The organism is Sphingomonas sp. Leaf25 (assembly GCF_001421635.1).
In the GTDB taxonomy this organism is placed as follows: Bacteria; Pseudomonadota; Alphaproteobacteria; order Sphingomonadales; family Sphingomonadaceae; genus Sphingomonas.
The window spans coordinates 307-26,474 of record NZ_LMKU01000002.1; the positions used below are offsets into that span (position 1 = coordinate 307).

30 protein-coding genes are annotated in these 26,168 nt (G+C 67.9%); 8 read left to right on the plus strand and 22 right to left on the minus strand.

Features of this window, described 5'->3' with window-relative positions; genetic code table 11:
• The first annotated feature begins 248 nt into the window (after positions 1 to 248).
• Entirely contained in the window at positions 249 to 716 is a 468-nt protein-coding gene (gene nusB, locus ASE78_RS00540) for a transcription antitermination factor NusB (RefSeq protein WP_056491916.1), read from the plus strand.
• A 152-nt stretch (positions 717 to 868) separates the two neighbouring features.
• Here the strand turns inward: nusB and ASE78_RS00545 are convergent, their stop codons facing one another.
• Genes ASE78_RS00545 through ASE78_RS00560 form a run of 4 tightly spaced genes read right to left on the minus strand, consistent with a single transcriptional unit; the run spans position 869 to position 3,082 of the window.
• Positions 869 to 1,180: a hypothetical protein gene (locus tag ASE78_RS00545; protein ID WP_156349084.1), complete on the minus strand. Its 312-nt coding sequence runs from the start codon at positions 1,178 to 1,180 to the stop codon at positions 869 to 871.
• Positions 1,177 to 2,079 carry a pirin family protein gene (locus ASE78_RS00550; RefSeq protein WP_056491919.1) on the minus strand — a complete coding sequence of 301 codons (903 nt, stop codon included), beginning with the start codon at positions 2,077 to 2,079 and terminating at the stop codon, positions 1,177 to 1,179. The genes ASE78_RS00545 and ASE78_RS00550 overlap by 4 nt, the downstream gene beginning before the upstream one ends.
• On the minus strand, positions 2,079 to 2,783 hold the full coding sequence (locus tag ASE78_RS00555) for a glutathione S-transferase (protein WP_055758464.1): 705 nt from the start codon (positions 2,781 to 2,783) through the stop codon (positions 2,079 to 2,081). The genes ASE78_RS00550 and ASE78_RS00555 overlap by 1 nt, the downstream gene beginning before the upstream one ends.
• Positions 2,780 to 3,082 (minus strand): BolA family protein, encoded by a 303-nt coding sequence (locus ASE78_RS00560; RefSeq protein ID WP_055758467.1) that lies wholly within the window; start codon positions 3,080 to 3,082, stop codon positions 2,780 to 2,782. Before ASE78_RS00560 ends, ASE78_RS00555 begins: the two co-directional genes overlap by 4 nt.
• Positions 3,083 to 3,119: 37 nt before the next feature.
• Between ASE78_RS00560 and ASE78_RS00565 the strand changes: the two genes are divergently transcribed.
• On the plus strand, positions 3,120 to 3,743 hold the full coding sequence (locus tag ASE78_RS00565; RefSeq protein WP_056491922.1) for a J domain-containing protein: 624 nt from the start codon (positions 3,120 to 3,122) through the stop codon (positions 3,741 to 3,743).
• Between the two features lie 150 nt (positions 3,744 to 3,893).
• Here the strand turns inward: ASE78_RS00565 and ASE78_RS00570 are convergent, their stop codons facing one another.
• From ASE78_RS00570 to ASE78_RS00585, 4 genes are all read right to left on the minus strand, one after another.
• Complete coding sequence (locus ASE78_RS00570) at positions 3,894 to 4,190, minus strand: hypothetical protein (protein ID WP_055758473.1); 297 nt, start codon at positions 4,188 to 4,190, stop codon at positions 3,894 to 3,896.
• Between the two features lie 123 nt (positions 4,191 to 4,313).
• Positions 4,314 to 4,700 (minus strand): acyl-CoA thioesterase, encoded by a 387-nt coding sequence (locus ASE78_RS00575; RefSeq protein ID WP_055758476.1) that lies wholly within the window; start codon positions 4,698 to 4,700, stop codon positions 4,314 to 4,316.
• A gap of 80 nt (positions 4,701 to 4,780) precedes the next feature.
• Positions 4,781 to 5,782 (minus strand): cobaltochelatase subunit CobS, encoded by a 1,002-nt coding sequence (gene cobS / locus ASE78_RS00580; RefSeq protein ID WP_056491925.1) that lies wholly within the window; start codon positions 5,780 to 5,782, stop codon positions 4,781 to 4,783.
• 147 nt (positions 5,783 to 5,929) lie between these two features.
• On the minus strand, positions 5,930 to 7,693 hold the full coding sequence (locus ASE78_RS00585; RefSeq protein ID WP_156351239.1) for an AcrB/AcrD/AcrF family protein: 1,764 nt from the start codon (positions 7,691 to 7,693) through the stop codon (positions 5,930 to 5,932).
• 110 nt (positions 7,694 to 7,803) lie between these two features.
• Here ASE78_RS00585 and ASE78_RS00590 point away from each other — a divergent pair, with 110 nt between their 5' ends.
• Entirely contained in the window at positions 7,804 to 8,223 is a 420-nt protein-coding gene (locus tag ASE78_RS00590; protein ID WP_235514839.1) for a GtrA family protein, read from the plus strand.
• 1 nt (position 8,224) lies between these two features.
• Positions 8,225 to 8,950, plus strand: coding sequence for a class I SAM-dependent methyltransferase (locus ASE78_RS00595; RefSeq protein ID WP_056491931.1), 726 nt, complete (start codon positions 8,225 to 8,227; stop codon positions 8,948 to 8,950).
• Between the two features lie 98 nt (positions 8,951 to 9,048).
• Here the strand turns inward: ASE78_RS00595 and ASE78_RS18475 are convergent, their stop codons facing one another.
• Positions 9,049 to 9,546, minus strand: a complete 498-nt coding sequence (locus ASE78_RS18475) for a hypothetical protein (RefSeq protein WP_156351230.1) — start codon at positions 9,544 to 9,546, stop codon at positions 9,049 to 9,051.
• A gap of 30 nt (positions 9,547 to 9,576) precedes the next feature.
• Between ASE78_RS18475 and ASE78_RS00605 the strand changes: the two genes are divergently transcribed.
• A complete protein-coding gene (locus ASE78_RS00605) occupies positions 9,577 to 10,566 on the plus strand; it encodes a phosphatase PAP2 family protein (protein WP_162236443.1) in 990 nt (329 codons plus the stop codon).
• Here the strand turns inward: ASE78_RS00605 and ASE78_RS00610 are convergent.
• A complete protein-coding gene (locus ASE78_RS00610; RefSeq protein WP_056491939.1) occupies positions 10,508 to 11,731 on the minus strand; it encodes an ABC transporter permease in 1,224 nt (407 codons plus the stop codon). The genes ASE78_RS00605 and ASE78_RS00610 overlap by 59 nt on opposite strands.
• Positions 11,728 to 12,666: an ABC transporter ATP-binding protein gene (locus ASE78_RS00615; RefSeq protein WP_414886710.1), complete on the minus strand. Its 939-nt coding sequence runs from the start codon at positions 12,664 to 12,666 to the stop codon at positions 11,728 to 11,730. The genes ASE78_RS00610 and ASE78_RS00615 overlap by 4 nt, the downstream gene beginning before the upstream one ends.
• 62 nt (positions 12,667 to 12,728) lie before the next feature.
• On the opposite strand from ASE78_RS00615, the gene queG reads away from it, so the two are divergent.
• Positions 12,729 to 13,805 (plus strand): tRNA epoxyqueuosine(34) reductase QueG, encoded by a 1,077-nt coding sequence (gene queG, locus ASE78_RS00620; RefSeq protein ID WP_056491942.1) that lies wholly within the window; start codon positions 12,729 to 12,731, stop codon positions 13,803 to 13,805.
• On the opposite strand, the gene ASE78_RS00625 is transcribed toward queG, so the two are convergent.
• The 3 genes from ASE78_RS00625 to ASE78_RS00635 form a co-directional block, all read right to left on the minus strand.
• Complete coding sequence (locus ASE78_RS00625; RefSeq protein WP_056491945.1) at positions 13,781 to 14,356, minus strand: class I SAM-dependent methyltransferase; 576 nt, start codon at positions 14,354 to 14,356, stop codon at positions 13,781 to 13,783. The genes queG and ASE78_RS00625 overlap by 25 nt on opposite strands.
• A gap of 10 nt (positions 14,357 to 14,366) precedes the next feature.
• The gene (locus ASE78_RS00630; protein ID WP_055758498.1) at positions 14,367 to 14,585 is read right to left on the minus strand and encodes a hypothetical protein; all 219 of its coding nucleotides are present in this window, start codon (positions 14,583 to 14,585) and stop codon (positions 14,367 to 14,369) included.
• 95 nt (positions 14,586 to 14,680) lie between these two features.
• Positions 14,681 to 15,031 (minus strand): hypothetical protein, encoded by a 351-nt coding sequence (locus tag ASE78_RS00635; protein WP_056491948.1) that lies wholly within the window; start codon positions 15,029 to 15,031, stop codon positions 14,681 to 14,683.
• 101 nt (positions 15,032 to 15,132) lie between these two features.
• Here ASE78_RS00635 and ASE78_RS00640 point away from each other — a divergent pair, with 101 nt between their 5' ends.
• Complete coding sequence (locus tag ASE78_RS00640) at positions 15,133 to 16,152, plus strand: glycosyltransferase family 2 protein (protein ID WP_055758503.1); 1,020 nt, start codon at positions 15,133 to 15,135, stop codon at positions 16,150 to 16,152.
• A 229-nt stretch (positions 16,153 to 16,381) separates the two neighbouring features.
• Here ASE78_RS00640 and ASE78_RS00645 read toward each other — a convergent pair whose 3' ends face one another.
• The 6 genes from ASE78_RS00645 to ASE78_RS00670 form a co-directional block, all read right to left on the minus strand.
• Entirely contained in the window at positions 16,382 to 17,065 is a 684-nt protein-coding gene (locus tag ASE78_RS00645; protein ID WP_056491951.1) for a Fe2+-dependent dioxygenase, read from the minus strand.
• Between the two features lie 85 nt (positions 17,066 to 17,150).
• On the minus strand, positions 17,151 to 19,490 hold the full coding sequence (locus tag ASE78_RS00650; RefSeq protein ID WP_056492300.1) for a TonB-dependent receptor: 2,340 nt from the start codon (positions 19,488 to 19,490) through the stop codon (positions 17,151 to 17,153).
• 325 nt (positions 19,491 to 19,815) lie between these two features.
• Positions 19,816 to 20,067, minus strand: coding sequence for a ribbon-helix-helix domain-containing protein (locus ASE78_RS00655; RefSeq protein ID WP_056491954.1), 252 nt, complete (start codon positions 20,065 to 20,067; stop codon positions 19,816 to 19,818).
• The gene (gene cobT / locus ASE78_RS00660; protein WP_056491957.1) at positions 20,064 to 21,893 is read right to left on the minus strand and encodes a cobaltochelatase subunit CobT; all 1,830 of its coding nucleotides are present in this window, start codon (positions 21,891 to 21,893) and stop codon (positions 20,064 to 20,066) included. Before cobT ends, ASE78_RS00655 begins: the two co-directional genes overlap by 4 nt.
• 161 nt (positions 21,894 to 22,054) lie before the next feature.
• Positions 22,055 to 24,145, minus strand: coding sequence for a RelA/SpoT family protein (locus ASE78_RS00665; protein WP_056491960.1), 2,091 nt, complete (start codon positions 24,143 to 24,145; stop codon positions 22,055 to 22,057).
• 61 nt (positions 24,146 to 24,206) lie between these two features.
• Positions 24,207 to 24,506: a CC_3452 family protein gene (locus tag ASE78_RS00670; RefSeq protein WP_056491964.1), complete on the minus strand. Its 300-nt coding sequence runs from the start codon at positions 24,504 to 24,506 to the stop codon at positions 24,207 to 24,209.
• A 136-nt stretch (positions 24,507 to 24,642) separates the two neighbouring features.
• Here ASE78_RS00670 and ASE78_RS00675 point away from each other — a divergent pair, with 136 nt between their 5' ends.
• Complete coding sequence (locus tag ASE78_RS00675; RefSeq protein ID WP_056491967.1) at positions 24,643 to 25,113, plus strand: winged helix-turn-helix transcriptional regulator; 471 nt, start codon at positions 24,643 to 24,645, stop codon at positions 25,111 to 25,113.
• Positions 25,114 to 25,161: 48 nt separating this feature from the next.
• On the opposite strand, the gene ASE78_RS00680 is transcribed toward ASE78_RS00675, so the two are convergent.
• On the minus strand, positions 25,162 to 25,647 hold the full coding sequence (locus ASE78_RS00680) for a DUF4142 domain-containing protein (RefSeq protein ID WP_082466935.1): 486 nt from the start codon (positions 25,645 to 25,647) through the stop codon (positions 25,162 to 25,164).
• A gap of 121 nt (positions 25,648 to 25,768) precedes the next feature.
• Positions 25,769 to 26,167, minus strand: coding sequence for an MAPEG family protein (locus ASE78_RS00685; RefSeq protein WP_056491970.1), 399 nt, complete (start codon positions 26,165 to 26,167; stop codon positions 25,769 to 25,771).
• Between the last annotated feature and the right edge of the window lies 1 nt (position 26,168).

The following is a 26,168-nucleotide window of genomic DNA, read 5'->3' on the forward strand; positions in this document are numbered from 1 at the left end:
ACCGCCTTCATGGGCTTCGTCCACCTCGCATGCGCCATGATCTGGCTACGATAAATGCAGACGCGGCCTAACCGCGCAGTTGTTGCGAACGTATCGCAACGCGAAGCGGCGGGCATGGGGCCGCGCTCGCTTCCCCATAGGATCGACGGTTCAAACAGCGGCGCCCAGCCTGCCCCGGAACGCCGGCTGTAGGAAAGCGCGTTTCGCCCCTCGACTAAGTGGCGCGATGGCCGGTAAAGCGGGGGCATATGAACACCAAGAGCACCCGTCCGCGCGGCGCCCGTCAGGCCCGCGCCGCAGCCCGTCTTGCCGCCGTGCAGGCCCTGTACCAGCATGACATGGAAGCGACGCCGATCCCTGCGCTGCTCCACGAGTTCCACCAGCACCGGCTGGGCGCGACGATCGAGGACGTGGAATATGCCGAGGCCGACGTCCCGTTCTTCGACGATGTGGTCAAGGGCGTCGACGCGCGGCGCGAGGAGATCGACGCGCTGATCGCCGCCAAGCTGTCGACCGGGTGGACGATCGACCGGCTCGACAAGCCGATGCGGCAGATTTTGCGCGCGGGCACCTATGAACTGCTCGCGCGGGCCGACGTGCCGGTTGCGGCGGTCATCAGCGAATATCTCGACGTGGCCGATGCGTTCTACGACCGGCGCGAGAAGGGGTTCGTCAACGGGCTGCTCGACGCGGTCGCCAAGGTAGTGCGGGGGTAAGGACTGCCGCCGATCCTCGTCTTACCGCGGAGGCGGGACTCCATAGCCGCCGACGGTCAGGCTGGAGCCGCGACGGTAGCGCGTATGGATCCCCGCCTGCGCGGGGATGACGATAGTGGGTGTGCGGCGTGCGGGCCGGATGAAGGTGCCGCTTACCGCACGAATACCGTCGATACGATGGCGAGGACCGTCAGCAGCGCCACGCAGACGTAGCGCAGCGGCCGCCAGCGGATCAGCAGGTACAGGCCGGCGACGATGCCGGTCGCGGCGAGCAACAGCATCGCCAGTCCCTGAATCATGCCGGTGGCCATGCCGTTGCCGGCCGGATCGCTGTTAGTGATGCGGGTGTTGAGCCCGATCGCGCCGGCGATGCCGCACCATGCGACGAGCGCCCACATCGCCCAGGTGAGGCCGTTTGGCCGCCACCATGGGCCGGGGTCGTCGGGGAGGACGGGCTCGTTCAAGGATAGCTGACCGTCTTGGGGACTTCGGGGATCGGGATGAATTCCGCCGAATCGCCCGGCACTGTGGGGAAGCGGCCCGCTTTCCAGTCGGCCTTCGCCTGATCGATCCGGTCGCGGCGCGACGACACGAAATTCCACCAGACATGGCGCGGAGTCGTGAACGCCTCGCCGCCACACAGCATCACTCGCGCGCCGCCCGACGAGCGCAGCGTGGCGGCGATGCCGGGGCGCAGCACGTACAGCGTCATCGGTTCGAGCGTCATCCCGTCGAGCGCGGCGTCGCCATGCGTCAGATACAGCGCGCGTTCGTCGGCGTCCGCGTCGATCGGGATCGCGCCGCCGGTGTCCAGCACGATGTCGGCATAGATCGTCGCGGCATATTGGGTGGTGGGGGCGGAGACGCCCCACAGGTCGCCCATCACCACCCGCGCCCGCGCGCCGCCGCTTTCGACCATGGGCAGGCGATGCGCCTCGACATGTTCGAACGCCGGGTCGATCTCTTCCTTGTCCTCGGGGACGGCCAGCCATGTCTGGATGCCTGAGAGGAGCGGGCCGCCGGCGCGTTCGTCGTCCGGCGAGCGTTCGGAATGGACGATGCCGTGGCCGGCGGTCATCAGGTTGACCGCGCCGGGCTCGATCCGGGCGTGGGTGCCCAGCGAATCGCGATGGTCGATCGCGCCGCCGAACAGATAGGTGACGGTGGCGAGGTTGATGTGCGGATGCGGGCGAACGTCGATCCCCTGACCGGGATCGAGTTCGGCCGGCCCCATCTGATCGAAGAAGATGAACGGGCCGACCATCGTGCGCGTGCGGGTGGGCAAGGTGCGGTGGACCTTGAACCCGCCGAGGTCGTGCGTGACCGGCGCGATCGTCTGAAGAAAGAAGCGGTCGTTTTCCATCAGTCGGCGTCCAGTTCGGGATAATGGCGAAAGATGCCGTCGTTGCTGAACGGCACGCGGCGGTCGCTGGCGAGATAGGCGGCGATGCCGGGCAGTTCGGCCGTCCGGTCGCGGATCATGACCAGTTTGGGATAGCGCGGCTCGAGCGTCGCCATGCGGCGGGGGAAGGCGTAGCGCAGCCCTTCGACCAACTGGAACAGCGAGGTATCGACATGGGTCCAGCGGTGGTCGATCGCCCAGGGACCGCCGTGGCCGGTGATGGCATCCTCGAAATAATCGAGGAATTTGGGCAGGCGCTCCTCGCGGAACTGCCGCGCGGTGCGGGCGGCCTCGGTGCGCTGGCCTTCGTAATATTCACCGGTGCCGACGGGGTGGTGGACGTTATGGATTTCGGCGACGAGGTCGGCGACGGTCAGTTGCAACTGGTTGGCCCAGAGGCGGTCGCGCATGCTGGAGAGGGCGAGGTCGTGGCGTTCGCCGAGATATTGCAGGATGTTGGCGACCTGCGCGATCACCATGCCGTCGAGGTCGAGGAACGGCGGGGCGAGGGGCGCGCGGGCGGCCTTCGCCATGCGCGCCTGCATCGCCGCGATTCCTTCCTCGCGGGCGCAGTCGCAATAATCGATACCGGCGGCTTCCAGCGGCAGGCGGATGAATTCGCCCCGCCCCTGGATCGTCGGCCAATACCATAGCTGATAGTTCAATCGCCCTCTCCCGGTGCGCGGGCGCGGATCGCCAGTGCGTGTATCCGGCTTTGCAATAGATCGGCGAGCGCCCGGTTGACCAGCCGCTGCCGCGCGACGCGCGACTGGCCGGCAAAGATTTCCGCTACGGCATCCACGGAAAAATGACTTTCGCCGGTGCCGTCGTCGCCCATGTGGCCGGCGTGATGATGGCTGTCGTTGGTGACGGTCAGCCGGATCGGATCGAGCGCTGTGCGCAGGCGATCGGCGATGATGTCGGCCAAGGGAGATGCGGCCGGGGCGGTGGTGGTGTCGGTCATCCGCCCTATATAGCCTGTTTTTGCCAAAGGGAGTCGCGTGGCGCGCGAGAAGATCAGCAAGGAGCGTCCCGGCGCACGGTTCCATGGGCGGGTGGAAGCCGATGGCCGCCGGTGCGAGGCGCCGGGATGCGACGAGGCGGGCGAATTCCGCGCGCCGCGCCGCGATGGCGGGCGTCAGGGCGACGGGCCGGGCGGCTATCGCTGGTTCTGTCTGGAGCATGTCCGCGCGTTCAACGCCGGCTATAATTACTTCGCGGGGATGACCGTCGAGGAAATCCACGACGCCCAGCGCCCCTATGCCGGGTGGGAGCGCGAGACGCGGGCGTTCGCGCATGCCGGGGCCGATCCCGCGCCGGCATGGGCCGATTTTGCTGATCCGCTGGAGGCGATCGGCGCGACGATTCGCGACCGCGCGGCCGAACGCGCGGCGGCGCGGGCCGAGCGGCAGGACGGGCGACCGCTCACCTCGCTCGACCGGTCGGCGCTGAAGGTCATGGGGCTGGCGGTCGATGCCGATCGCAGCGCGCTTCGCAAACGCTATTCGGAACTGGTGCGGCGGTATCACCCCGATCGCAACGGCGGCGACCGCGCCCACGAGGCGGCGTTGCAGAAGGTGATCGCGGCGTATCAGCAGTTGCGGACGTCGCGGGCGTTTGCCTGACGCCGCAACGCCCGCCCCCTGGCAGGGGACGGGCGTTGCGTGTCGGTCGATCGACAGGCCGGAACCGGAGCGGTTCCCATCGCGCGCTCACGCCGGGAAGTCCCAACCTTGGCTGGGAGGACGCCCGGTTCGGCGCGCGTGGATCAGGCCTTAGCGCGCGGCGAGCTGGCGCGCGTTGTTCAGCGGCTTGGCGATGCGGAAGCGGACTTCGCGGCCATCGACGTTGCCGGTGACGAGCCGGTCGCGGACGACGAAGCGGAACGGCTCGCCGCTGTTCTTGATCGTGCCGGCCAGTACGGTCGCGCCATCGGTGGTGGTGGTGCTGGTATAGTCGAAGGTGTAGCCGTTACGCTCGATCTCGTTCGCCTGCGCGGCGAAGGTGGGGACGAGCAGGCCAGCGGCGACGATGGCGACACGAACGGCGGCGGCAGCGAACAAAGCGCGCATGGGGTATTCTCCGGGCTGGGGGGTGACGCTTCGTCGCGTCGTTTCGTTGCCGGAGTTATGCCGCGGTGCAGCGTCATGCTGCAAATGCGAAGGTTCTCATCGCAATTGCACAAAACGAAATCGTTATTCGGGGAGGAAGCGATGGACGACGTCGCGCGCCAGTCGCGCCGGGCGCCGCGTGATCGCGTCGAGCGAGCACCAGGTGCTCTTGACCTCGACCAGCACTTCGCCACCGCGTTCGATCAGCGTCGAGAAATAGGCGCGCACGCCCTCTACCCGTTCGGCGACGACGGTCGCGACGATCGTGTCGTCGAGAAACGCGGGGCGGCGGTAGGTGATCTCGTGCTTCAGCGCGACCCACAGGTGCTGCGCGACCGCTTCGGCCGGTGCGACCCGTTCCCAATAGGCGACGACCGCGTCCTGCACCCACGAGAGGTAGACGGCATTGTTGACATGACCCATGTGGTCGATGTCGCCGGGAGTTACCGCGACCGGATGCTGATGTGCCATTGAAACACGCTGCGCGTTACTGACATCATTGTCAATGATCGATGGCCCCCTCCCTTGTTCAAGGGAGGGGAGGGAGCGGTCTACTTCTTGGCGACGACGCTTTCGGGGAGGTCCTTGCCGAACACCCGCTGGTAATATTCGGCGACCAGCGCGCGTTCGGCCTCGTCGCATTTGTTGAGGAACGACAGGCGGAAGGCGAAGCCGACGTCGCCGAAGATCAGCGCGTTCTGCGCCCAGGTGATGACGGTGCGCGGGGACATGACGGTCGAGATGTCGCCGTTGACGAAGCCACGCCGCGTCATGTCGGCGACGCGGACCATCTTTTCCACCGTCTCCTTGCCGCCGACCTTGTCGTACTCGCCCGATTTGGCCAGCACGATCCGTGCCTCGGTGGCGGCAGGCAGGTAGTTGAGCGTGACGACGATGTTCCAGCGGTCCATCTGCCCCTGGTTGATCTGCTGCGTGCCGTGATACAGGCCCGACGTGTCGCCCAGGCCGACCGTGTTGGCGGTGGCGAACAGGCGGAAATACGGGTTGGGGCGGATCACGCGGTTCTGGTCGAGCAGCGTCAGCTTGCCTTCGGTTTCCAGCACGCGCTGGATTACGAACATCACGTCGGGGCGGCCGGCGTCATATTCGTCGAACACCAGCGCGGTCGGCGTCTGGAGCGCCCATGGCAACAGCCCCTCGCGGAACTCGGTGACCTGCTGCCCGTCCTTGAGCACGATCGCGTCGCGGCCGATCAGGTCGATGCGGCTGATATGCGCGTCGAGGTTGATGCGGATGCACGGCCAGTTGAGGCGGGCGGCGACCTGTTCGATATGCGTCGACTTGCCGGTGCCGTGATAGCCCTGCACCATCACCCGGCGGTTGTGCGCGAAGCCGGCGAGGATCGCGAGCGTGGTGTCGGGATCGAACACATAGGCCGGATCGGCATCGGGCACACGCTCGTCGGCGACCGAGAAGGCGGGCACTTCGAGATCGCTGTCGATGCCAAACATCTCGCGCGCCTTCACCATCCGGTCGGGCGCGGCGAGGATCGTGGTGTCGCTGGACTGGGGAATGGTGTCGGTGATGCTCATGCGGGCCTTTCGCTGCCCCGGCGGGGGCGGTCGCGCGTCTGATAGGACGAACCGGGGGTGCGGCTCAACCGGGTTGGTCGGTCCTGACGAACCGATGGGGCGGGGGCGGGTTCCGTTTCCTGCTCCCCTCCCTGTCAGGGAGGGGAATTAGTAGCTGATTCGCCACAGTTTCAGCGGCGACCCCTTGGGCAGCGCCACCGGGGTCAGCCATGGCGGCACCTTGCCATGCGCCAGCCGGTCGTAGAAGCCGCCGGGCGAGCGCGCGCGGTAGACCGTCGTCTCCGCCATGTTGGGGCAGGTGAGCAGATAGCTCGCGCCGTGCCGCCGGGCGATTCCGCGGAACTGGTCGGGTGGCCCCTGGAACGCATGATGCACGTCGAGGATCGCGTCGCCGTTGCGGTGATAGGGTCCGGCGATGCCGTCGTGGTGCGTCGCGACGATCAGGCGCGGGCCGAGATCGACATGGGTGAACATCACCGCCTTGGGCAAGCGGTTCAGCGCCTGGAGCGCGGGCAGGCTGCCGCAGCGGGCGCCGGCGCGCAATACCACCTTGGTCCGGTTGTCGGGCGGGTCGATCTTCAATCGCTGGACGATGAGGCTGACGGCGGTGCTCGACAGCAGCAGCAACGCCGCCACCGTGCCGCCGACGCGGACGAACACGCTGCGATGCGTCAGCAGCCACGGCACGACGATCCATGCCAGCGCGACCATGCCGGGGACGGCCAACAACTGCGCGGCGGGGCCGGAGCGGATCTGCCAGAACAGCATCGCGACCGCAAAGGCGGTGAACAGCGTCACCGCCGCCCAGCCGACGACACTGGGCGAACGCCGCGCGCGCCATGTCGCGAAGAGTGCGCCCAACAGGCCGATGATCGGCCCGGTCACGATCGGCAGGATCGTGCGCCACGGCATGGTGTAGAGCGGTTTGGCCTCGCGCACGTTGTTGAGCCAGGTGCGCGCCAGTTCTTCCGACACGCCTTCGGGCCGCGACAGGCAGTGCGGGAACAGCGTGGCGAACGCGGCGGCGAGCGCGCCGCCGGCGATCAGCCCCAGCACCAGCCGGACCGGCAGCCGATCGACCCGGAGCGCTGAGAGCAGCACCAGCAGCGCGCCGCCCGCGACCACCGCCGACAGCCACACCGGGGTCAGCGCGTCGCAGCGCATCGCGTAATTGGCGTTCGAGGCGAACACGACGAAGCCCAAGCCACTCGCCCCCGCCAGCGTAGCGCCATAGACCGCGAGGCGGCGCGCCTCGCCCCGGTCCCAGACCCAGCGCAGCGTGACGATCGCCCCGGCCATGCCGCAATAGGGCAGCAGTTCGAGGCCGATCGTCAGCGACAGCGCCGACGACAGCCCGACCGCAAGCCCGCCGCGCGCCTGTTTCGGATCGGCCAGCCCGGCGACGGTCCATGCGAGGCAGGCGAGCTGCCAGCCGTGATGGTCGATCCGTTCGGGCATGAACATCAGCAGCGTCGACGAACAGCCCAGCAGGAACGCCACCGCCAGCGGCCACGCCAGCGGCGCGACCAGCCGCCGCACGCTGACCGCCAGCGCGACCAGCGCCACCCCCATCGGCAGGAGCGGTGCGATGCCGACCGCCAGCCGTTCGGCCCAGACCGCGCCGGCGAAGGGCTTGAGCAGCAGGAACAGCCCGGCGATCGGCAGGTCGACCAGCCGCGACCAGTGGATGTCGAGGCCGGTGGGCGGGTTGAGGCGATACTGGCGCAGGTCGTACCAGCTCTGCCCGTTCAGCCAGCTTCGCACCTGCATCAGTCGCATGTTGTCGTCGGTGTCGGACAGCGCGAGCCAGTGGACCGCGTTCCACCGCTGCCACAGGAACCATGCGGCGATCGTCACCCACGCGAGCAGCACCCAGCGCAGCCAGTGCCGGTCGAGGTCGCTCCAGCGCATCCGTCGGTCGTTCAAAATCGCTTCCCCCCGCGCGCCGCAGCTTATACGGCGCGGACTGGTGATCGCTCGCGCTCTATCGGATGGCGCGCAAAGGACAAGACGTGCAGGGAATGACCGGACGGATCGAGGCGATGCGAAGCAGCGGGGTGCTGGGGCAACTCGTGCGGTTCGGCATCGTCGGGCTGCTGTCGACCGCGATCTATTCGGCGGTCTATCTGCCGCTGGTCTATTGGGTGTTGCCGCAGGGTCGCGCGTTCCTTGCGGTGCCGCCCGCGTTCCTCGTCGCCGCCGCCTTCGGCTTTTTCGCGCATGGCCGCTGGAGTTTCCAAGGGCACGGCAGCCGCGAGGCGGGCGCGGTACAGCCGGTCAAGTTCATGGTGGTGCAGGGGTTCGGCATGATGCTCAACGCGCTGTTCACGCTGGTGCTGGCCGACTGGATGGGGTGGGCGCAGTGGGTGCCGCTGATCCCGGCGATGCTCGTCACCCCGTTCGCCACCTTCGCGCTCAATCGTACATGGGTATTCGGATAAGATGGACCGCATCGTCTATGACCGCATGGCGGCGCATGATTCCACCCACTGGTGGTATCGCGCGCGGCGCGACATTCTCGCCGACTATGTCGCGCGCTATGCCGGGTTGAAGCCGGGGTCGCGCATCCTCGAAATCGGCTGCGGCACCGGGCACAACCTGCCGATGCTGGGCGCGTTCGGCGAGGTCGAGGCGATCGAGATCGATCCCGCCGCGCGCGCCATCGCCAGCGAGCGGCTGGGCAAGCCGGTGGGCACCGCGCCGCTGCCGACGCTGGACGGCGTGACCGGCCGCTACGACCTGATCGCGGTGCTGGACGTGGTCGAGCATATCGAGGACGATGTCGCGACGTTTCGCGGCATGGCCGAGCGGCTGGCGCCGGGTGGCAAGATCTTGGTGACGGTGCCGGCGCATCAGTGGATGTGGAGCGCACACGACGTGGTGAACCACCACCACCGGCGGTATTCCAAGGCGACCTTGGCCAAGGCGATTGCGGACGCCGGATTGAAGCACAACGGCCTGCGCTATTTCAACTCGCTGCTGTTTCCCGCTGCCGTCGCGGCGCGGGTGGCGGGCAAGCTGACCGGCAAGGACGACAGCGACGATTCGCCCCCACCCAAGGTGCTCAATACCGCGTTCGAGGCGATCTTCCGGCTGGAGCGGTTTCTGGTCGGCCGCGTGCCGTTGCCGCCGGGATTGTCGATCGTGACGTTGGTGGAGCGAGGGTAGGGAAGTCGCTCGAAATACCCGAACATGATTTGGTTTGAGACAGGTTGCCTGCCGGCTTCTTCACGATACGGTATGGCATGCCTTCCTGCACTCGCATGTCAGCGACTTTGCTCCTGCTGGGAGCATTCGGCTTGGCCGCTTGTGGTGGCCAAGAGGCGTCGGGAAAGGAATTTGGCCGTTTCGTTGCGCCGGACGGCCAGCGCGAGATCGTCCGGATGTGGGACGTAAGCGACGATGCGACGGTGAGCCCTGCAACGAAATTCTTCCTCGTAACGAAAGGCGACGCCCCACGTCTGGGCACGAGGATCGCCGTCCTGGACCGGGTCTGCTCGACGAGCGTTCGATGGATCGACGGTAGCACCGTCGAGATCGGCTATCGGGCCCGGACAGAAGTGGAAGACCGCAGCATCCGATTGTGGAACCCGGTTCGCGTCGACCTGAAATGGCTTGGGCGAAACCCGGCTGCCGGCTGCTAGGCGACCATCGTTCGAGGCGATCTGCCGGTTGGGATTGTCGATCGTGACGTTGGTGGAGCGGGGCTGACCGCCGTCATGTCGCCCGCCGGAGCCTGTCGCGCGGGTGACGGATTTGCGCATCCTTAAGGGATGATGGTGCAGGGAGCGGCGATGCCGGCCGCCGCCCTCCACGCCATGCCGATCGGGTGCCAGCGACCGTTCGCGGTCGGGGCGGTGCCGGTCTACCTGTTCCTGCTGCTCGGCTGGGCGGGAATGCCGTTCGCGCTGCACCGGACCGGGCTGCATATCGCGGTCGACGAGTTCGCGATGTTCGGCGGGATGATGCTCGGCATCCTGTGGTTCGCATGGTGCCTGCGGGCGCGCGGTCTGCTCCGGCTGGCGACGATGATCGAGGGCTATGCGCTGTTCACCGCGATCTGCGCCACCGTCTGCCTGCTGACCTTCGTGCTGGCGGCGGGGCCGCATCCCTATTTCGACGGCGCGCTCGCCCGCGCCGACCGGATATTGCTTCCGGGGTTCGACTGGCCGCGCGCGATGCTGGCCTTCGACCGGTCCGGCCTTCCGGTGCGGATCGCCAACATCGCCTATGCCAGCATCGGCTGGCAACCCGCGCTGCTGATCGCGCTCCATGCGCTGGGCGGGCGGCACCGGCGGCTGTGGCATTTCCTTGCCGCATGGGTCCTGACGCTGTGCGTGGTCATGGCGTTTTTCGCCCATCATCCGGCACTGGGCGCCTATCATCACTTCGGCATCGCGGCGGCGCAGGTGCCCGCGATGCTCGATCCGGTGCCGTGGAACCAGCCGCGACTGCTGCTGGCGTTACAGGACGGGACGATCGGCACCATCTCGTTCGCGACGCTGGACGGCATCATCAACTATCCGAGCTTCCATGCCGGGGCGGCGGTGCTGCTCGGCTATGGCTTCTGGCACCTGCCGCCGCTGCGCTGGCCGTTCGCGCTGCTCAACGCGCTGATGCTGGCGGCGGCGGTGCCGATCGGCGGCCATTATGTCGTCGATCTGGTGGCCGGCATCCTCGCCGCCGCGATCGGCATCGTCGGCGGGCGCTGGATGGTCGATCAGGTCAGCCCCGCTTCCACCACCGCCATTTCGGCCCCGCCGACTGCAACACCCCGCGCCTGAACAGCCGCGCGCCCAGCGCGATCGTCAGTGTCACCCACAGCAACTGCCACGCGATCGCGGCGAAATGCGGCCACAGCGCGCCGTCGGTCGCGGCGCGGGCGGCCATGGCGAAGGGCGAGCTGAACGGAAAAAGCTGCGCGGCGGTGGCGATCCACGTGCCGGGCTTGCCAACCGCCGAGAGCGCGAAGCCGAACATCGCCATCTGGAAGATGGTGATCGGGAGCGATAGCATCTGGATTTCGCGCGGGGTCGATGCCTGTGCGCCGACCGTCAGGAACACCGATCCGAGCAGCATGTACGCCATGGTGAAATAGACGACGTAGAGCGCGGCGAAGGCGGGCAGGCCGATCGCGGGGGCGATGCCACTCAGCCCCTGCGCCATATCCTCGGGCAGCAGCGCGCCGACATTGGCCCCGATCGTGACCCAGAAGGCGAGGAACAGCACCGCCACGCCGAACATGCCGATCAGCTTGCCGAGGAACACTGATTCCAGGGGCACGGCGGCGGCGAGCACCTCGATCACCTTGTTCGAGCGTTCCTCCGCCATGGTGCCGACCGCCTGTCCCGCCAGCATCAGCGTGACGATGAACAGCGTGACGACCGAGAAGAACCCCGCCGCGTTCTTGCCGCCCAGCGACGTGCCGCTGCGCGCGACGCGGACGAAGGTCGGGCGGGTCAGCGGCGCGTCGGTCAGGTCGGGGCGGGTGCGCAGCGCCTGTTCGGCGAGGCCGGCGAGATAGTCGGCCGAGGTCGAGGTCTTGTTCGCGTGCAGCACGGTCGGCCGGTCGATCGTGCCGTAGAGGACGGCGGGCACGTCGATCTTCGAATCGGCGAGGAGCTTGCGCGCCTGCGCCGCCGGATCGGCCGACGGACTGAGCGTGAACAACGGGGGCGGTCCGCGTTCCTCGGGCAGCGCGGGGCGCAGGGTCGAATCGACCTGGCGCAACCGTGCGGCGTCGGCTGGGGCGGCGATGGCATAGATGCGCACCTTGCCCTCGGTTCCGCCGCGTGCCGCCGACGCGCCGAGGCCGCCAACCGCGCCGAATCCGACGAAGAACAACGGCGCCAGCAGGAACACGAGGAACATCGGCGTCATGACGGTCGCGGTGAAATCGCGCCGGGCGATGGTCAGCGTCTGGCGGATCAGTTTGCGGGTGCCGCTCATGCCGCGATCTCCGGGTTGGCGGCGGCTTCGCCGACGATGCGGACGAAGGCGTCGTGCAGGCCGGGGCGCTCGATCGACAGTCCCGAAATGCCGTAGCCCGCGTCGATCAGCCGCACCAATATTCCTTCGATACCTTGCGCGGGCAGGGTGAAGCGCCAGCCGCCGCCGCGCGTGGGGTCGACCGGCTGCGCATCGGCGGGGAGCAGCCGGGCGATGTCGGGGGAGGGGTGATGCGGCACGTAGTGCGCCTTCATCGGCAGCATTGCGCGGGCGTCGTCGACGGTCCCCTCGAACCGACGCTTGCCGCCGGCGATGATGCACAGCCGGTCGCACAGCCGTTCGGCATGGGCCATGACATGCGTCGAGAACAGGATGGTCGCCCCGCGATCGCGCTCGGCGCGGATCAGTCCTTCGAGCCGTTCCTGATTGACCGGATCGAGGCCGGAAAAGGGTTCGTCAAGGACGAGGAATTCAGGCTGATGCACCACGCTGCCGAGCAACTGGACGAACTGCGCCATGCCCTTGGACAGCTTGCGGATCTTCTGGTCAGCGGCGTGGCCGAGGCCGGCGGCCTCCATCATCGAGCCGGCGCGCTTGCGCCCGGTCGACCAGTCGAGCCCGCGCAGCGCGCCCATGAAGGCGATCGCCTCGCGCGCCTTCATGCCGGGATAGAGGCCGCGTTCCTCGGGCAGATAGCCGACGCGATCGGAGGCGTCGCGTGGGGCAATGTGGCCGAGCAGGCTGCGCTGCCCCTCGTCGGGTTCGATGATGCCGAGCAGCATGCGCAGCGTCGTCGTCTTGCCCGCGCCATTGGGGCCGAGCACGCCGTAGACCGATCCGGTCGGCACGGCGAGGTCGATGCCGTCCACCACGCGCCGGTCGCCGAACCGCTTGACCAGTCCGGTGGCGCTGAGCGCCAAAGCATCGCTACGCAAACTGATCGCCCCCCTGCTCGCCGGGACTTTTGCCCGGTGCCGCAAGAGGGTAGCGGGGGTTGATGCGCGAACACAAGGCCCCCCCCGCCGATATTGCCGCCGCCATCCGGGCGAAGGCGGCCGAGCTGGGCTTCGTCGCCTGCGGCATCGCGCGTGCCGATGCCGCGCCGCGCACCGCCGAGCGGCTGCGCCAGTGGCTGGACGAGGGGCGGCACGGATCGATGATCTGGATGGAGGAACGCGCCCACCAGCGCGGATCGCCCGCCGCGCTGTGGAGCGAGGTGCGAAGCGTCATCGCGCTCGGCATGAGCTATGCCCCGCTGGTCGATCCGCTGGCGCTGGAGGGGGTCGGCGACCGCGGGCGCATCTCGGTCTATGCGCAGGGCGGCGATTATCATGACGTGGTCAAGAAGGCGCTGAAGGCACTGGGCCGCTGGCTGGCGCAGACGGCGGGCTGCGACCTCAAGGTATTCGTCGATACCGCGCCGGTGATGGAAAAGCCGCTGGCGGAGGCGGCGGGGCTGGGCTGGCAGGGTAAGCACACCAACCTCGTCAGCCGGACCCATGGGAGCTGGCTGTTCCTCGGCGCGATCTACACCACGCTCGACCTGACGCCCGACCGGGCGGGGGCCGACACCTGCGGATCGTGCGATGCCTGCCAGCGGGCGTGCCCGACCGATGCGTTTCCCGCACCGTACCGCCTCGATGCAAGGCGCTGCATCTCGTATCTGACGATCGAACATGCAGGTCCCATCCCACATGAGTTTCGCGCCGGCATCGGCAACCGCATCTATGGCTGTGACGATTGCCTCGCGGTGTGCCCGTGGAACAAGTTCGCCGATGCCGCCGCCGCCAACCGCGCATTCGCCGCGCGCGCCGAGTTCGCCGCGCCACGGCTGGCCGATCTGCTCGACCTCGACGATGCGGGCTTTCGCGAGGTGTTTCGCGGATCGCCGATCAAGCGCATCGGCCGCGACCGGATGGTGCGCAACGCGCTGATCGCGGCGGGGAACAGCGGCGATGTGGCGCTGGTCAGGCCGGTGCGGGCGTTGCTGGACGATGCCGACGCGGCGGTAGCGGAGGCGGCGCAGTGGGCGCTGGCGCGGCTGGAGGGTCAACCGGCCACGGCATCGACATAGTCGTTCCCACCGGCATCGCGGACGATGTCGGTCAGGCAGCAGCCGGCGTCGGCGAGCAGCGCGCGATACCGCGCTTCGCCCAGCGACTGCGACGGTTGGCCGGTCAGGCTGTCGGTCCAACGGCAGGCCATGCGCGGCGCGGTGAACAGCAACCGTCCGCCGGGCAACAGCGCACGGCCGATCCGGTGAATCGCGGCCTGCTGCGCCGCTTCGGGCAAAAGGAACAGGACGCCGATCATCACGATTCCGTCGAAACGGCGATCGAAGAACCGGCTGTCCTGCACGGCTTCGCAGGCAGCGTCGGCGTGACACACCTGCGCGCGGAACCGGGCGAGCATCGTCGGCGACGGATCGATGCCATACAGCGCGAACCCCGCATCGGCGAGCGTCGTGGCCACCGGCATCCCGGTGCCGCAGCCGATGTCGAGCACGCTGCCACCGGGCGGCAGGTGGCGCGACCAGCGGCGCACGATTTCGGCACCGACCCCTGAGCGGACGGCCGCGAAGTCCGGCGCGACCGCTTCCCAGCCGAGCGACGGGTCGCCGGTCACGCCCTGCCGGTCAGGTGCGCTCGACCCGCCGCGCCTTGATCGCGCGCCATGCCGGGTCGGCGCGGTCGTTGCGCACGACGATCGCCTCGACCTCCTCGAACGCTTCGATGTCGAGCGCTTCGGCGACGCTCACCGGGAAATAGCAATTCTCGTCGGTATCCTTGCGGACGCCGAACGCGCCCTTGCCTTCAAGACTGGAGGTGATGATGCAGTGGATGACTTCGGCCACGGTACAGGAGTCCTTGGGGTAAGTAGATAAAATGAGACTGGATGGTAGCTATCCGCCTCCTGCCTAGGGCGGGTGGCGGTGGCGGGCAAGGGGCGTCAGCGGCCGGCCTTGCGCTCGCGACCCTGCGCACGGCGGGCGTCGACCAGCCCGCGCAGGCCGAGCAACGCCGTGGTTTGCTGCGGACCGATCCCGGCGGACAGGCCGCCCGAGGTGCGACCGATCGCGCCGGCCTGCGCGCGCAGTTCGCGGCCCTCGCGCCGGGTGAGTTCGCCGCGCCGCACGCCGTCACGGATCGAACGGTCGATCCCGCGCGCCTCGCGCGATCGCGCGAAGACATCGGGATCGATCTGCCGGGGGGCGGGCCGCGCGACGCTGCGTCCCCCGTCCCAGATTTGTGCCATGGCTGGCGTGGCGACGATCAGCAGCGGCAACAGGATGAGGCGCATCGGCGGTTCCTACGGTGGAGGCGATACCCTAACCACGTGGTGCGGCGATGCAATCGCCACCCGCTTTTCCTGTCGCGCGCCATAGGGTAACGCGGACGCCTATGAACCGTCCCGCGCTCTCCGTCGTCGTCCCCTGCTATAACGAGGCCGCCTGTCTCGACGTGCTGCATGCGCGCGTGTCGGCGGCGGTGCGCGCGGTCGTCGGCGACGATCACGAGATCGTGCTGGTGAACGACGGATCGCGCGACCAGAGCTGGGCGGTGATGGAGCGACTCGCCGCCGTCGATCCCCGGCTGGTGGCGATCAACCTGTCGCGCAACCACGGCCATCAACTGGCGCTGACCGCCGGGCTTGACCTGTGCGCGGGCGAGCGCATCCTCATCATCGACGCCGACTTGCAGGACCCGCCCGAACTGCTCGGCGAAATGCTTAGCGTCATGGACGCGCAAGGGGCCGACGTCGTCTATGCCGTGCGGCGCAAGCGCGAGGGCGAGACGTTCTTCAAGAAGCTGACCGCATCCGCCTTCTACCGCGTGCTCGACCGCGTGACCGATACGCCGATTCCGCTCGACACCGGCGATTTCCGGCTGATGAGCAGGCGCGCGCTCGATGCGCTGCTGTCGCTGCCCGAACAGGCGCGATTCATTCGCGGCATGGTGGCGTGGGTCGGGTTTCGGCAGGTGCCGTTTCCCTATGACCGCGACGAGCGGCTGGCGGGCGAGAGCAAATATCCGCTGGGCAAGATGATCCGCTTCGCGCTGGACGCGGTGACGGGCTTTTCCACCGCGCCGCTCAGGCTCGCCAGCCATCTCGGGCTGGTGCTGACCGGGCTGTCGCTGCTGTTGTTCGCCTATATCGCGGTCGGCTGGCTGTCGGGCAGCGCGGTGCAGGGGTGGACCTCGACGATGCTGGTCGTCGTGTTCCTCGGCGCGGCGCAGATGTTCGTACTGGGGATGATCGGCGAGTATCTCGGGCGGCTGTACGTCGAATCGAAGCGGCGGCCGCTGTATCTGGTCGCCGACGTCGCCGGGCCGGTGCGCGGGCGGGCGAGCCTGGGCTATCGCGCGGGCGACCATGGCGAGGTTACGGTGGCCCCGGTGTTGCCCGATCAGGGCGCTTAGGAGCCGTTTTTACGCGAAGGCGCGGAGGCGGTAAGAAGTAGAAGCAATGGTTCGCGCAGAGGCGCGGAGGCGCAGAGGGGTTGCGCATGCGGCAAAGCCGCCTTTCACCCTCCACGAGAACGATAAGGCCGCTGACGCGGCAAACGCACCTGCAAGCGCAACCCCTCTGCGCCTCGGCGCCTCTGCGCGATCAACCCTTCTTCTTCGTGCCTTCGCGTGAAACCGACTCTTACACCTCGGCCCACCGCCGCAGCAGGTTGTGGTACACGCCGGTCAGTTCGATCACCGAGCGGTCGCCGTGGCCGACCTGCCCGACGAGCCGCTGGATCGCGCGGTCCATGTCGAACAGGATGCGGCGCTCGCCGTCGCCGCGCACCATCGACTGGATCCAGAAGAACGACGCCACCCGCGTGCCTGCCGTCACCGGTTCGACGCGGTGGAGCGACGAGGCGGGATAGAGCACCAGATGCCCGGCGGGCAGCTTTACCGATTGCGTGCCGAACAGGTCCTCGATCACCAGCTCGCCGCCGTCGTACTCGGCTGGATCGGACAGGAACAGCGTCGCCGACAGGTCGCTGCGGATGCGGAAGTCCGAGCCGCGCTGGATACGCACCGCATTGTCGACATGCGCGCCGAACGCCTGACCCCCGGCATAGCGGTTGAACAGCGGCGGAAAGACCTTCGCCGGCAGCGCGGCGGCGACGAACAGCGGATTGGCCCCCAGCGCATCGAGCACGCGCCCGCCGCCCTCGCGCGCCGCCGCCGACCCCTCGACCAGTTGCGCGTTGCGCTTGGCCAGCGCCGATTGCGGACCGGAGGTGACGTTGCCGTCGATCCACTCGCCACCGTCGATCAGGGCGCGCAGGCCGGCAACCTGATCGGGGGTCAGCACGTCGGGAATGGCGATCAGCATGGGCGGTGGTCCATCAACCGAAAAATGCCCGTTCCCTGTGGCAGCACCGGGAACGGGCAGGAAATCCGACCGGCGGGGTGCGCGGTCAGAAGCTCTTGAATACGCTCAGCACCGCCTGTCGCCGGTCGCCGGGCATCGCCCAGCCGCCGTTGACGACGCCGGTCGTCGCGTTGATGTTGTTGCGCACGCCGGTCAGATAGCGTTCGTCGGTCAGGTTCTGGACGTTGAGCTGCACGCTCCAGCCCTGACCGATCGTGTAGCCGAGATAGGCGCGGTGGATCAGATAATCCTCCGCCTTCAGCGCATTGGCGTTGGCAAGGTTCGGGACATAGGTGGTGAAGCTGCCCTGATAGGTCAGGCCGTACCCGATCTCTAAGCCGAACGGCAGGCGATAGGTCGTGAACAGGCTGCCCGAATGGTCGGGGGTCTGCACCAGCTTCGCGCCGGCTTGCGGATCGGGATTGGCGACGGAGTTGCCGCAGCCGATGCTGCCGGGGCGGGCGAGGCAGAAGTCGCTGACCGACTGGCGTACCTCGCTGTCGAGATAGGTATAGTTGGCGAACACCGTCCATGCCGGAGTGATCGTGCCCGAAACCCCGAGCGCCACGCCGTCGACCCGGCTCTTGCCGTCGAGCACCTGGATGGTCGGCAGCGCGGGATCGTTCGAGGGGATACGGTAGTTGGTGCGTTCGTTGCGGAACACCGCCGCCGTCAGTTCGAGCTTGCCGTTCAGCAGCCCGGCCTTGATCCCGGCTTCGTAGTTCTTCGCGGTTTCGGGTGCGACGTCGCAGGTGTTCGTCACGACCGTGCCCGACACCGCGACGCAGCCGCCGCGCACGCTGATCGACGACGGCGTGCGCGCATTGCCATAGCCGGCGTAGAGGCTGACCCGCTCGACCGGGTGGAACACCGCGCCGACGCGGTAGCTGAACAGCGTTTCGTCGTTGACCTGCCGCGCCTGAAGCGCCGCCGCCGGCTGGGCCACGCCCGGCGCGAGCGTCAGCAGCGGCAACGCCTGGAACACCGAGCGTTGATGCTCCCAGCGCACCCCGCCGTTCAGTTCGAACATCCGCCCGAGTTCGAGCGTGTCGAACGCATAGACCGCGACGTTGCGCGACGTGCCGCGCGATTTCGCGGTGGTGACGAAGTTCACCGGCCCGCGATAGGTCGTGTCGGGGTTGACGATCGACAGCAGCGGCAGCGGGGTCGTCGCCGATCCGTCGGCGTTGCGCAGCAGCGACCCGCTGGTGATCGCATAATCCTCGATCATGCCGCTGACGCCGATGTTGGCGACGTTGCGGATGCCGCCGCGCGCGCCGTGTTCGAGGCGCAGGTCGGTCTGGTTGACCAGCAACTGGTTCTCCTGATCGCGCACCAGCCCGCGCGGGCCGCTGGGCAGCCAGTTGCCGGGCGTCACCCCCGCCGGACAGGCGAGGCCCGCCGGGTTGGTCGCGCTGGTCGCGACCGGCTGGCGGTTGTTGGCGAGGCAGAAGGTGCCCTGCGGCGCGGTGGTCACGGTATCCTGGCCGACGCGCTGCCAGCGGGTGAGGTTGCGCACCGACACATGGGCATCGACCGCATGGGCGAAGGTGGCGGTGAAGCGGTCGACCGTCGTCTGCTGCCGGTCGAGGTTGCGATAGCCGTAATAATCGCTGCGATCGGTGCCGGGCAGGAAGCCGCGAATCGTGCCGTTGTCAAAATAGGGCAGGCCGTACAGCGGCGTATTGTCGTCGCGCTGGTGGACATAGGCGAGGGTCAGGCTGGTCGGCGTGCCGAGCCCGATCGTGACCGAGGGGGCGACGCCCCAGCGTTCGAACTTCTCGACGTCGCGGCCGGGCACGTCGTTATGGTGATAGGCGGCGTTCAGCCGCACGCCGACCGTGTCGGTGATACGGCGGTTGGCGTCGATCGCGCCGCGATAATAGCGATCGGTGCCGACCGATCCCTGCACGATCGTCAGGTCGTCGCCCCCCGGCGTCTTGCTGACGAGGTTGATCGTGCCGCCGACCGATCCCGATCCGTTGAACACCGAATTGGCGCCGTTGTAGACCTCGATCTGTTGCAGGTTGAACGGATCGGTCCGGCTGTACTGCGCGCTGTCGCGAATGCCGTCGACGGTGATGTCGTTGTTCGCCGAAAAGCCGCGCAGGTTGATCGAATCGCCATAGCCGCCGCCGCCTTCGCCCGCGCCGAAGGTGATGCCGGGCACGGTCTGGAGGATGTCGCGCAGCGTCTGGAGGTTCTGCTTGCGGATCACCTGATCCGATACGACGGTGATCGTCTGCGGCGTGTCGATCAGTTCGGCGGTCGCCTTCGGGCTTTCGAGCGTCTTGGTGCGCTTGCCTTCGACGAGGATCGTCTGCGGATCATTGTCGGTCGCATCGGCGCGGGCGGCGGGCGCGGCGGTGTCGCGCGGGGCGGCCATGGCCGGGGCCGAGGCGATAAAGCCCACGCAGGCGAGCGCGAGGAAGGCCGGCGAGGTGCTGCCGGTAGTATGGGTGTCGGTCACGAAAATCCCCTTTCGATGCCGACGCCGCTATTGCGATGCGTTCGCAGAGTCAATGCTAATGCGAGTGGCTTTCATGTTTGTCGCAGGATTGTCGCGGGCTGTTCCGATTACTCCCCTCCCTTGTCAGGGAGGGGTTGGGGGTGGGTCGGGTTGCGAGGGAACGGCGGCATCCGCCCCAGACCTACCCACCCCCGGCCCCTCCCTTGTCAGGGAGGGGGGCAGGTTGTGCCAATGCCCGGCGTCAGCCGGCGGCCACCGCGCCCAGCAACCACGACCGGATCGCGCTCGCGAGGTTCGGCGGATCGGCGCTTTCGATCCGCGCGGCGTCGATTGCCGCGACCAGCGCCGACAGCGGCAGGGCGTGGGCCACCGCCTGCGCCTCCAGCGCCGTCCAGAAACCGGGTTCGAGGCTGATCGAGGTGGCGTGGCCGGCGATGGTGATCGATCGCTTCACCGGCCCGCGAAAGCCGCCGGGCGGGGCGGCGACCTTCACGGGCTGTCGAAGAGCGACGCGAGCTGTTCGATCATCGTGCCCGCCAGTTGCTCGGCATCCATGATCGTGACCGCGCGCGAATACCACCGCGTCACGTCATGGCCGATGCCGATTGCGACCAGTTCGACCGGCGACTTGCCCTCGATATAGGCGATGACCTGCCGCAGATGGCGTTCGAGATAGCTGCCCGAATTGACCGACAGCGTTGAATCGTCGACCGGCGCGCCGTCGCTGATGACCATCAGCACCTTGCGATCCTCGGGCCGCGCGATCAGCCGGCCGTGCGCCCACAGCAACGCCTCGCCATCGATATTTTCCTTCAGCAACCCCTCGCGCATCATCAGCCCGAGCGACTGTTTGGCGCGCCGCCACGGCTCGTCGGCCTGTTTGTAGACGATGTGGCGCAGGTCGTTGAGGCGGCCGGGCTGCGGCGGGCGGCCCGCCGCCAGCCATGCCTCCCGGCTCTGCCCACCCTTCCACGCGCGGGTGGTGAAGCCGAGGATCTCGACCTTCACCCCGACCCGTTCGAGCGTGCGGGCGAGGATGTCGGCGCTGATCGCGGCGATGCCGATCGGGCGGCCGCGCATCGACCCCGAATTGTCGATCAGCAGCGTGACGACGGTGTCGCGGAAATCGGTGTCGCGCTCGATCTTGTAGCTGAGCGACTGCGCCGGGTTGATGACCACCCGCGCCAGCCGCGCGGCGTCGAGCATGCCTTCTTCCTGATCGAAATCCCACGAGCGCGACTGTTGCGCCATCAACCGCCGCTGCAACCGGTTGGCGAGCTTGGTGACGACGCCCTGCAACTGTACCAGTTGCTGGTCGAGATAGGCGCGCAGCCGTTCCAGCTCGTCGGCTTCGCAGAGTTCGGTGGCGGCGACCACTTCGTCGAACTTCGTGGTGAACGGGCGATAGTCGAACTGGGCGTTCAGGTCGGGCACCGGGCGGTTGGGACGGACCGGCATCATGCCGCCCTCGTCCTCGCCATCGGCCATGTCGTCGCCCTGCGCGTCGTCGTTCTCGGCGCTGTCGTCCGATTCGCCGGTTTCGGTGTCGTCGCCGCTGTCCTGGCCCCGCGCCTCGACCTGACCCTCGCCGCCCTGCTGCTCGCCCTCGTCGTCGCCGTCGTCCTCGGGGGTCTGGTCGTCCTCGCCCTCGGCATCGTCGCCACCGTCGTCGGCCTGTTCGGGCTCGACCTCGCCCTCGATCAGTTCGAGGTCCTCGAGCAGCCGGGTGATGCCGCGCCCGAATGCCGACTGGTCGGCGACCAGCGCCGACAGCGTATCGAGCTGCGTACCCGCGCGCGCCTCGATCCAGTCGCGGATCAGCGCCATGCCGGGCGCCGTGACCGCCGGGGGCAGCCGGCCGGTCAGCCGTTCGCGCACGACCAGTTGCACCGCGGTCGACAATGGCACCTCGGCACGGGTGCGTGCGCGGGTGATCGGATCGGAGCGCATTCGCAGATTGAGCGCATGGTCGAGATTGTCGGCGATGCCGGCATAGCCGTCCGACCCCAGCGCATCGACCCGTGCCTGTTCGACCGCGTCGAACACCGCGCGCGCCACCGCGTCGCCGGGCGCGCCGCGCGCGTGGAGTGCGGCGTCGTGATGGCGCATCCTGAGCGCGAAACCGTCGGCCAGACCCCGCGCCTCTGCCACCTGATCGGCGGGCAGCGCGCGGGCAGGCATCGGCACCTTAATATGCTTGCCCGACGCGACCGGCGCGTCGGCGGTGAACGCCAGCTCGATCTCGGGTTCTTCAGCGATCGCGCGCGACGTGCCGCGCAACACGTCACGAAACCGGTCGAGCGGGGAGTCCTGTACCATGCGGCATGCTTTGGGGATTGGTGGGGACAAGGGCAAGGGTGTCGCCGATACCTTCGTCATTCCCGCGAAGGCGGGAATCCATAGCCGCTGCCGCCTCGCCTCCATCGCGAACGTTGGCGTGTATGGATTCCCGCCTTCGCGGGAATGACGAAAGGGGGTGGTTACACCCGCTCCGCCGCGTTCACCGCGTCGGCCGCGCGCAGGCCGGCGAGCAGTTTCATCAGATGCGCCGCGTCGCGCACCTCCACGTCGATCGTGTTGGTGTGGAACGTCGTGTCGCGATTGTCGAGCCGGAGCCCGAGGATGTTCGCGCGGTGGCCGCCGATCACGGTGGCGATCACGCCCAGCGCGCCGGGTTCGTTCTTCAGCGTCACCGCGATCCGCGCGGTCGCCCCTTCGGCATTGTCGCCCCACGTCAGGTCGATCCAGTGATGCGGATCGATTGCGTCGACCTGACGACAGGCGATGTCGTGGACCTCGAACCGACCGTCGTCGCTGCGCACGCCAATGATGCGGTCGCCGGGCACCGGATGGCAGCAGGTGGCGAGATCATAGCCGACCCCGGCGGTCAGCCCCTTGATCTCGATCGGCGCGCGCTGCGCCGGGATCGGTTCGATCTTCGGATCGGCGACGGCACCGGGCATCACCGCCTCCATCACCGCTTCCTCGGTCAGCTTGCCGCGCGCCAGTCCCTCGAACAGCGTCGCCTCGTCGGCGATCTTGAGCCGCTTGAGCGCCTCGCCCAGCGCGTCGCTGCCGGCGGGCACCGGCAGGCGGGCGACCAGTTCGTGGTACAGCTTGGTGCCCAGCGCGACCGTTTCCTCACGCTCGCGGTGGCGGATATAGCGGCGGATCGCGGCGCGCGCCTTGCCGGTGATCGCGAAGTTCAGCCAGTTCGCCTGCGGCCGCTGCGCCTTGGAGCGCAGAATCTGCACCTGGTCGCCGTTCTTCAGTTCGGTGCGCAACGGCACGACGCCGCCGTTGACCTTTGCGCCGACCGCCTGATCGCCCAGATCGGTATGCACCGCATAGGCGAAATCGATCGGCGTCGCGCCCTTGGGCAACTGGTGCAGTTCGCCCTTCGGGGTGAAGGCGAAGATGCGGTCGGCGTACATCGCCATGCGGGTGTGTTCGAGCAGTTCCTCGGGGCTCTCCGCATTGTCGAGGATTTCGACGAGGTCGCGGATCCAGCGCACCTGCGTATCGGGGCGCACCGCATCCTGCTTGTAGGCCCAGTGCGCCGCGAGACCGAATTCGGCCTGCGCGTGCATCTCGCGCGTCCTGATCTGCACCTCGATCCGCATGTTCTCGGCATGGATCACCGCGGTGTGAAGCGAGCGATAGCCGTTGCGCTTGGGCGTCGAGATATAGTCCTTGAACCGTCCCGGCACCATCGGCCAGCGGCGGTGGATGATGCCCAGCGCGCGGTAGCATTCCTCCTCGCTGTCGACGATCGCACGGAAGGCGACGATGTCGGAGAGCTGTTCGAGGCTGACGTGCCGCTCGGACATCTTGCGCCAGATCGAATAGGGATGCTTGCGCCGTCCCGACACGTCGGCCGCGATGCCATGGCGGTCGAGCATCGCTTTCAGGTCGCCGCCGATCTTGGTGACGCGGTCGCCGCCGCCTTCCTCCAGTTGTTCGAGGCGGCGGGTGATCGATTCATACGCCTCGGGTTCGATCTCGCGAAATGCCAGCGTCTGCATCTCGTTCATGAATTCGTACATGCCGATCCGCTCGGCAAGCGGGGCATAGATGTCCATCGTCTCGCGCGCGATCCGCTTGCGCTTCTCGGGCTTCGATATGTGATGGAGCGTGCGCATGTTGTGCAGCCGGTCGGCCAGCTTCACCAGCAGCACGCGAATGTCGTCCGACATGGCGAGCAGGAACTTGCGCAGGTTTTCCGCCGCGCGCTCGTTCTCGGTCTGCGCTTCGATCTTGCTGAGCTTGGTCACGCCCTCGACCAGCCGGGCGACGTTGACCCCGAATTTGGCCCGGATTTCCTCGTGCGTCGCCACCGTATCCTCGACCGTGTCGTGCAGGATCGCGGTCGCGATCGTCTCGTCGTCGAGGTGCAGGTCGGTCAGAATCCCCGCCACCTCGATCGGATGGCTGAAATAGGGATCGCCCGAGGCACGCTTCTGACTGCCATGCGCGTGCATCGAGAACACATAGGCGCGGTTGAGCAAGGCCTCGTTTGCATCGGGATCATAGGCCTTGACCCGCTCGACCAATTCATACTGGCGCAGCATGGGATGTAGATGGGGCGAGCCGGGCGGGCAATGCAACCGTTTTTGCCCGCCCATCATCCGATCACTTCGCGCGGGCGTTGCACTTTTCGAGCTGATCGGCCGCAAAAGCGGTGCCGTTGGCGACGAACGCGGTCAGCGGACCCAGTTGCCGCGCGGTCAACTGGCACATCGCCAGCGGGCTGCCGGCGGTCTTGCCGGCGGTGCAGACGGTGTCGCCGCAGGTCCAGGGCGTGCTGCGGGTAATGAGGCTGTCGACCGCGGGCGCGGTCGCCGGGGTCGCGCTATAGCCCTTCGCCGGCTGTGCCGCAGCCGCGAACGGCAGGGCGAGGAGGGCGGCGGCGAACAGGGCGAAGGGCTTCATCGAACGGGACTCCGGTGGCTTGAATCAGTCGCCATCGGGTAGTGGACATCGTTGTAAGTAGCAATATGCTACTGGTGCTGCATCGCAAGATTCGCGGTGTTTCCTTTCGCCGGGGCGATGCGCTAGACCGGCGGCCATGACGACGCTTCGAGAGCCGCTGCGCGAACTGGCCAGCCGTTGCAGCCTGCCCGCCGCGCTGGAGGCGATGGGCGAGCGCTGGTCGCTGCTGATCCTGCGCGCCGCGTTTAACGGGTTGCAGCATTTCGAGGAATTCCAGTCGGAACTGGGCATCGCTCGCAACATCCTTGCCAGCCGGCTGTCGCGGCTGGTGGGGCATGGCATCCTCGAGCGCTGCACGGTCGAGGCGGATCGCCGCAAGATCGAATATCGCCTGACCGATAAGGGCTATGCGCTGCTGCCGATGCTGGTGGCGTTGCGCCAATGGGGCGAACGCTGGGAAACCGGTAAGCCCGCCACGCCGGTGCTGGTCGACGCGCGCGACCGGCGGCCGGTGGCGGCGGTCGCCGTGCTGTCCGAGGACGGGCGGGTGCTGGGGCAGGGCGACCTGCTCTGGTCGCTGCCGCAGGACGTCGCGGCGGGGGCATAAGGAAATCTCCCCTCCCTTGTCTGGGAGGGGAGCCGCACGGGGCGACCGTTACATCGCCTGCAACATCTCGATATGATGCTGGACGACCGGGGCGGTGGCGGCGGCAACGGTCTTGAGCGGCGCGACGCTGCCCTGCTGCGCATAGCCGCTGTGCAGCGCCAGCGCCTGCTGGTGCGCGGTCTGCTGCTGCTGGACGTACAGCCGGTCGCGCGCCGGGCCGGTCGCGCGGCGCAGGTCGGCGATCATCCGCGCCTGCATCGGCTCCAGCTTCGGCGCGGGCGCGCGGACGCGGGCCTGCATCGCGGCGCGCTTCACGTCGGCGGTGCTTTTGGCATGGTCGCGCACCATCATCGTCGCGAAATCGCGGACCTTGGCGTCGCGAGTCGATTGCAGCACGAGCTGGCTCGACTGGCGCTCGTACATGTCGCTGGCGCCGGCCTTGGCGACATACGTGGTGGCATCGGTGGTCTGCGCCATCAGCGGCGCGGCGGCCGCCATGGCCGCGGCGGCGGCGAACATCGTTAGTCGGGACATCATCATCTCCTTCGCGTTCGCGCAACAGCGGAACAGGCCGCCAACGCGCACCATCGGCGGAAGGGGACGGTGGAACGCAACTAGCTGATTTATATCAGTACGATTGTTCGGGTCGAACCCGTCACACCAATCGGACGAACATCAGCAGCAACCCGGCCATCGACGCGAGCCAGACGAGGCTGCGCAGATAGGGCACGCCGAACAGATAGAGCGGGTGATAGACGATCCGCGCGACCAGCCACAGCAGCGCGCCCGCCGATCCCAGTCCCCCGGTCCGCCCACTCACCGCCAGCGCGAGCGCGAGTGCGATGAACGCCGGATAGGTTTCCTTGAGATTGTCGAGCGCACGCTGCGCGCGGCCGGCATAGACATTCTTGGGATGGGCATCGCCGTCGCGTGCGCCCGCGTTCCACCCGACGCCCAGCTCGCGGGTGGCGAGTTGGCCCTGCAACAGGATCGCGGCGACCAGCAGCACCGTCGACCACGCAAGCACCAGCAGTTCGGTCGGCAGGTCGGTCATC

Coding starts and splice junctions, on each gene's coding strand:
- nusB (WP_056491916.1), top strand. CDS start 249: ATGAACACCAAGAGCACCCGTCCGCGCGGCGCCCGTCAGGCCCGCGCC.
- ASE78_RS00550 (WP_056491919.1), bottom strand. CDS start 2,079: ATGGAAAACGACCGCTTCTTTCTTCAGACGATCGCGCCGGTCACGCAC.
- ASE78_RS00560 (WP_055758467.1), bottom strand. CDS start 3,082: ATGACCGACACCACCACCGCCCCGGCCGCATCTCCCTTGGCCGACATC.
- ASE78_RS00570 (WP_055758473.1), bottom strand. CDS start 4,190: ATGCGCGCTTTGTTCGCTGCCGCCGCCGTTCGTGTCGCCATCGTCGCC.
- ASE78_RS00575 (WP_055758476.1), bottom strand. CDS start 4,700: ATGGCACATCAGCATCCGGTCGCGGTAACTCCCGGCGACATCGACCAC.
- cobS (WP_056491925.1), bottom strand. CDS start 5,782: ATGAGCATCACCGACACCATTCCCCAGTCCAGCGACACCACGATCCTC.
- ASE78_RS00585 (WP_156351239.1), bottom strand. CDS start 7,693: ATGCGCTGGAGCGACCTCGACCGGCACTGGCTGCGCTGGGTGCTGCTC.
- ASE78_RS00590 (WP_235514839.1), top strand. CDS start 7,804: ATGACCGGACGGATCGAGGCGATGCGAAGCAGCGGGGTGCTGGGGCAA.
- ASE78_RS00595 (WP_056491931.1), top strand. CDS start 8,225: ATGGACCGCATCGTCTATGACCGCATGGCGGCGCATGATTCCACCCAC.
- ASE78_RS18475 (WP_156351230.1), bottom strand. CDS start 9,546: ATGCGCAAATCCGTCACCCGCGCGACAGGCTCCGGCGGGCGACATGAC.
- ASE78_RS00605 (WP_162236443.1), top strand. CDS start 9,577: ATGCCGGCCGCCGCCCTCCACGCCATGCCGATCGGGTGCCAGCGACCG.
- ASE78_RS00610 (WP_056491939.1), bottom strand. CDS start 11,731: ATGAGCGGCACCCGCAAACTGATCCGCCAGACGCTGACCATCGCCCGG.
- queG (WP_056491942.1), top strand. CDS start 12,729: ATGCGCGAACACAAGGCCCCCCCCGCCGATATTGCCGCCGCCATCCGG.
- ASE78_RS00635 (WP_056491948.1), bottom strand. CDS start 15,031: ATGCGCCTCATCCTGTTGCCGCTGCTGATCGTCGCCACGCCAGCCATG.
- ASE78_RS00640 (WP_055758503.1), top strand. CDS start 15,133: ATGAACCGTCCCGCGCTCTCCGTCGTCGTCCCCTGCTATAACGAGGCC.
- ASE78_RS00645 (WP_056491951.1), bottom strand. CDS start 17,065: ATGCTGATCGCCATTCCCGACGTGCTGACCCCCGATCAGGTTGCCGGC.
- ASE78_RS00650 (WP_056492300.1), bottom strand. CDS start 19,490: ATGGCCGCCCCGCGCGACACCGCCGCGCCCGCCGCCCGCGCCGATGCG.
- cobT (WP_056491957.1), bottom strand. CDS start 21,893: ATGGTACAGGACTCCCCGCTCGACCGGTTTCGTGACGTGTTGCGCGGC.
- ASE78_RS00665 (WP_056491960.1), bottom strand. CDS start 24,145: ATGCTGCGCCAGTATGAATTGGTCGAGCGGGTCAAGGCCTATGATCCC.
- ASE78_RS00670 (WP_056491964.1), bottom strand. CDS start 24,506: ATGAAGCCCTTCGCCCTGTTCGCCGCCGCCCTCCTCGCCCTGCCGTTC.
- ASE78_RS00675 (WP_056491967.1), top strand. CDS start 24,643: ATGACGACGCTTCGAGAGCCGCTGCGCGAACTGGCCAGCCGTTGCAGC.
- ASE78_RS00680 (WP_082466935.1), bottom strand. CDS start 25,647: ATGTCCCGACTAACGATGTTCGCCGCCGCCGCGGCCATGGCGGCCGCC.
- ASE78_RS00685 (WP_056491970.1), bottom strand. CDS start 26,167: ATGACCGACCTGCCGACCGAACTGCTGGTGCTTGCGTGGTCGACGGTG.